The organism is Streptomyces poriticola (assembly GCF_036689765.1).
Lineage (GTDB): Bacteria > Actinomycetota > Actinomycetes > Streptomycetales > Streptomycetaceae > Streptomyces > Streptomyces poriticola.
Map to the genome: position 1 here is coordinate 1 of NZ_JBAGKH010000070.1, position 4,450 is coordinate 4,450.

The window sequence follows — 4,450 nt, forward strand, 5'->3', positions numbered from 1 at the left end:
CTCCATGCCTGTGTTCGCGGAGTCCATCGCCCGCTGTGAGGAAGCGCTCGCGCCTTACGTCGACTGGTCGCTGACCGAGGTGCTGCGCTCCGGCGCCGACTTGGACCGGGTCGACGTCATCCAGCCCGTCACCTGGGCCGTCATGGTCTCCCTTGCCGCCACCTGGCAGCACCTGGGCGTCCGTCCTGACGCCGTGGTGGGCCACTCCCAGGGCGAGATCGCCGCCGCCGCTGTGGCCGACGCCCTCACCCTGGAGGACGCGGCCAAGGTCGTCGCCGTACGCGCACGGATCATCGGTGAACACCTTGCCGGGCTGGGCGCCATGGCCTCCATCCCTCAGTCCGTCCAGGCGGTCGAGGAAATCCTGACCAGCGGTGTCAGCATCGCCGCCGTCAACGGCCCCAACACCACCGTGGTTTCAGGCGACAAGGACGCCGTGGAAACCCTGGTCGCGGACCTTCAGGGCCAGGACATCCGGGCCCGGATCATCCCCGTCGACTACGCCTCACACTCGGCCCACGTCGAGACCATCCAGGACGAGATCGCCACCGCCCTCGCTGGAATCGAGCCCCGTCGGTCAGACGTCCCGTTCTTCTCCACCGTAGAGCGCGGCTTCCTGAACACCGAGGCGCTCGACGCCGGCTACTGGTACCGAAACCTGCGCCAGACCGTCCACTTCCACACCGCCATCCAGCAGCTCACCGAGTCCGGCCACACCACCTACATCGAGTCCAGCGCCCACCCCGTCCTCACCTACAGCATCGAAGAAGCCTCAACCGACGCCCTCACCACCGGCACCCTCCGCCGAGGCGAAGGCACCCTCACCCGCCTCCTCACCTCAGCAGCACACCTCCACACCCACGGCCGGCCCATCAACTGGCCCACCCCGCGCACCAACCGCGTCACCGACCTCCCGACCTACCCGTTCCAGCACCAGCGCTACTGGATCAACCCGACCACGACCGGTTCCCCGGACACCGCCGACACCCGCTTCTGGGAGGCGGTCGAGAACGAGGACTGGGAGTCGCTCGGCCGCACGCTCTCGGTGGAGGGCGATGCCCCGCTGAGTACGGTGCTCGCGGCGCTGGCGTCCTGGCGGAAGAGCCTGGATCGTGTGTCGGCGGTGGACAACTGGCGCTACCGGGCGGCATGGAGGCCGATCGCCAATCCGCAGGCCGGACCGGTCGGTACCTGGCTGGTCGTGGTTCCCGTCGGCCAAGAGGACGACGCGCTGGTGGGTGCTGTCACCCGCGCTGTACGGGGGCGGCAGGTCGTGCTGGACCCGTCCGAGGCGGACCGCGCGCGCTACGCCGAGCAAGCCTCCGACGCTTTGGGCTCGGGTGATGACAACGCTGCCGTGACCGGCGTGCTGTCCCTTCTCGCGCTGGGCGGCGACCACGTGGCCCCGGCGGCGCCGGCGCTCGCTCTCTTCCAGGCGCTGGGGGACGCCGGTGTGCAGGCTCCCCTCTGGTGTGTCACCCAGGGCGCGGTCAGCACGGGCAGCTCCGATCCGCTCACCCGGCCCGCCCAGGCGCAGGTCTGGGGCCTGGGCCGGGTCGCCGCGCTGGAGCACCCCGACCGCTGGGGTGGGCTCGTCGACCTGCCCGAACAGCTCGACGAGCGCGGCGCCGCACGCCTGCGTGCCGTACTGGCCGCTCCGTCCGGCGCTGAGGACCAGGTGGCCATCCGCGCGGCCGGTGTCCTCGCGCGCCGACTGACCCGGGCGGCAGCCGGCAGCGGTAGGTCCTGGCAGCCGCGCGGCACCGTCCTGATCACCGGCGGTACCGGCGCGCTCGGCGCACACGTGGCGCGCTGGGCCGCCGAGAACGGCGCCGAGCACCTCGTCCTCGCCAGCCGGCGCGGCGGCGAGGCCCCCGGGGCCACCGCCCTGCACGACGACCTCACCGCGCTGGGCGTCACCGTGACCCTCACCGCCTGCGACGTCACCGATCCGGACGCCGTACGTGCTCTCGTCTCCGCGCACCCCGGCTTGACCGCCGTGGTCCACACCGCGGGTGTTCTCGCCGACGCGGTGCTCGACCGGCTCACCACCGAGCGCCTCGACGACGTCCTGCGTCCGAAGGCCACCGCCGCCGGGCTTCTCGACCGGTGCACGCGTCACCTCGACCTCGACGCGTTCGTCCTGTTCTCGTCGGTGGTCGGCACGCTGGGCCGGGCCGGGCAGGGGAACTTCGGTGCGGCCAACGCCCACTTGGACGCGCTCGCCGAGCAGCGGCACGCGCTCGGACTGCCCGCCACCTCCGTGGCATGGGGCCCCTGGGACGCGGACGGAATGGCGGCAGGCGAGGTCGCCGAGCAACTGCGGCGGCGCGGGCTGCCGGCCCTGGCGCCCGACCTGGCGCTTACCGCACTGGGAGAAGCCGTCGGGCGCGGCGAGGCGACGGTGACCGTCGCCGACATCGACTGGGCGCGGTTCGTGCCGGCGTACACCGCCGCCCGTCCCAGCGCGCTGATCTCCGACCTGGCGGACGTACGGGAGCTGCGGGCCGAGTCCGGTGCCCAGCGAGTCGGCGACGACGCCACGTGGACGGCGCAGAATCTGTCGGGCCTCTCCGACGCCGAGGCCGAGCGGCTGCTGCTGGACCTGGTGCGGACGCAGGCGGCCGCCGTGCTCGGGCACGCCTCCGCGGACGCGGTGAACGCCTCGCACGCGTTCAAGGACATCGGTGTCGACTCGCTGACCGCGGTCGAGCTGCGCAACCGGCTCGTCGCCGTCACCGGCCTGAAGCTGCCGCCGACGCTGGTGTTCAACCATCCGACGCCGCAGGCGCTGGCCCGCTTCCTGCACACGCAGGCGACCGGCACGCCGGAGTCCGCCTCCGTGCGCCCTGTGCCGGTCCCAGTGGGTGCCGCGGCCGAGGACGACCCGATCGCGATCGTGTCCATGGCCTGCCGCTATCCCGGCGGGGTGCGCTCGCCGGAGGACCTCTGGCAGCTGCTCACCGACGGCCGGGACGCGGTGTCCGTGTTCCCCACGGACCGCGGCTGGGACATCGACGCGCTCCACCACCCCGACCCGGAGCGTACGGGCACGTCGTACGTCCACGAGGGCGGATTCCTTTACGACGCCGCCGAGTTCGACGCCGAGTTCTTCGGGATCTCACCGCGTGAGGCGCAGGCGATGGACCCGCAGCAGCGCCTTCTGCTGGAGACGTCCTGGGAGGTGTTCGAGCGGGCCGGGATGAATCCGGGGTCGATGGCAGGCAGCCAGGCGGGCGTCTTCGTCGGTGTGGCGTCGCAGGACGAGTACGGGCCGCGCATGAGCGAGGCACCCGAAGGGTTCGAGGGGTACCTGCTCACCGGCACCGCGGCGAGCGTGATCTCCGGCCGGGTGGCGTACACCCTCGGTCTGGAGGGCCCGGCCGTCACGGTCGACACGGCCTGCTCGTCCTCGCTGGTCGCCCTGCACATGGCCGTCCAGGCACTGCGCGACGGCGAGTGCACGCTCGCGCTCGCGGGCGGCGTCACCGTGATGGCCTCGCCGGGGACGTTCGTGGAGTTCAGCCGGCAGCGGGGGCTCGCTCCCGACGGCCGCAGCAAGTCGTTCTCCGCGGCGGCCGACGGCACCAGCTGGGGCGAGGGCGCCGGTGTCCTGCTCCTGGAGCGGCTGTCGGACGCCCGGCGCAACGGGCATCCGGTCCTGGGCCTGGTGCGCGGTACGGCGGTCAACCAGGACGGCGCCAGCAACGGCCTCACCGCCCCCAACGGCCCCTCGCAGGAGCGGGTCATCCGCCAGGCGCTCGGCCGGGCCCGGCTGACCGCCGCCGAGGTCGACGCCGTCGAGGCGCACGGCACCGGCACCCGGCTCGGCGACCCGATCGAGGCGCAGGCGCTGATCGCCACGTACGGCCAGGACCGGCCGGACGGACAGCCGCTGCTGCTCGGCTCCCTGAAGTCGAACATCGGGCACACGCAGGCCGCGGCGGGCGTGGGCGGGGTCATCAAGATGGTGATGGCGATGCGCCACGGTGTGCTGCCGAGGACGCTGCATGTGGACGAGCCGACGCCGCACGTCGACTGGTCCGCCGGTGCGGTGACGCTGCTGCGGGACGCGGTCGAGTGGCCGGAGACCGGACGGCCCCGCCGAGCCGGCGTGTCGTCGTTCGGTGTGAGCGGCACCAACGCCCACGCGATCATCGAGCAGTTCGAGGAGGAGCCGGCCGTCGCCGACGCGTCCGACGCCGTGTCGGGGCCGCTGCCGTGGGTCCTCTCCGGCCAGGGCACGGACGCTCTGCGGGCGCAGGCCGAGCGGCTGCGGTCGTTCGTCGCGGACCGGCCCGAACTCCCCATGGCCGACCTGGCGTTCTCGCTCGGCACCACACGGGCCGCGCTGGACGACCGGGCCGCCGTAGTCGCGGAGGACCGGTCCGACTTCCTCGACGCGCTGGGCGCGCTCGCGCGCGGCGAGGTCGACAGCCGGGTCCTGACC

1 protein-coding gene is annotated in these 4,450 nt (G+C 73.1%); it reads left to right on the forward strand.

Annotation, left to right across the window (positions count from 1 at the left end; translation table 11 throughout):
* Positions 1-10: 10 nt before the first annotated feature.
* Positions 11-4,450: SDR family NAD(P)-dependent oxidoreductase (locus V5O46_RS31415; protein ID WP_332888138.1), on the forward strand; the 4,440-nt coding region annotated here is incomplete at its 3' end.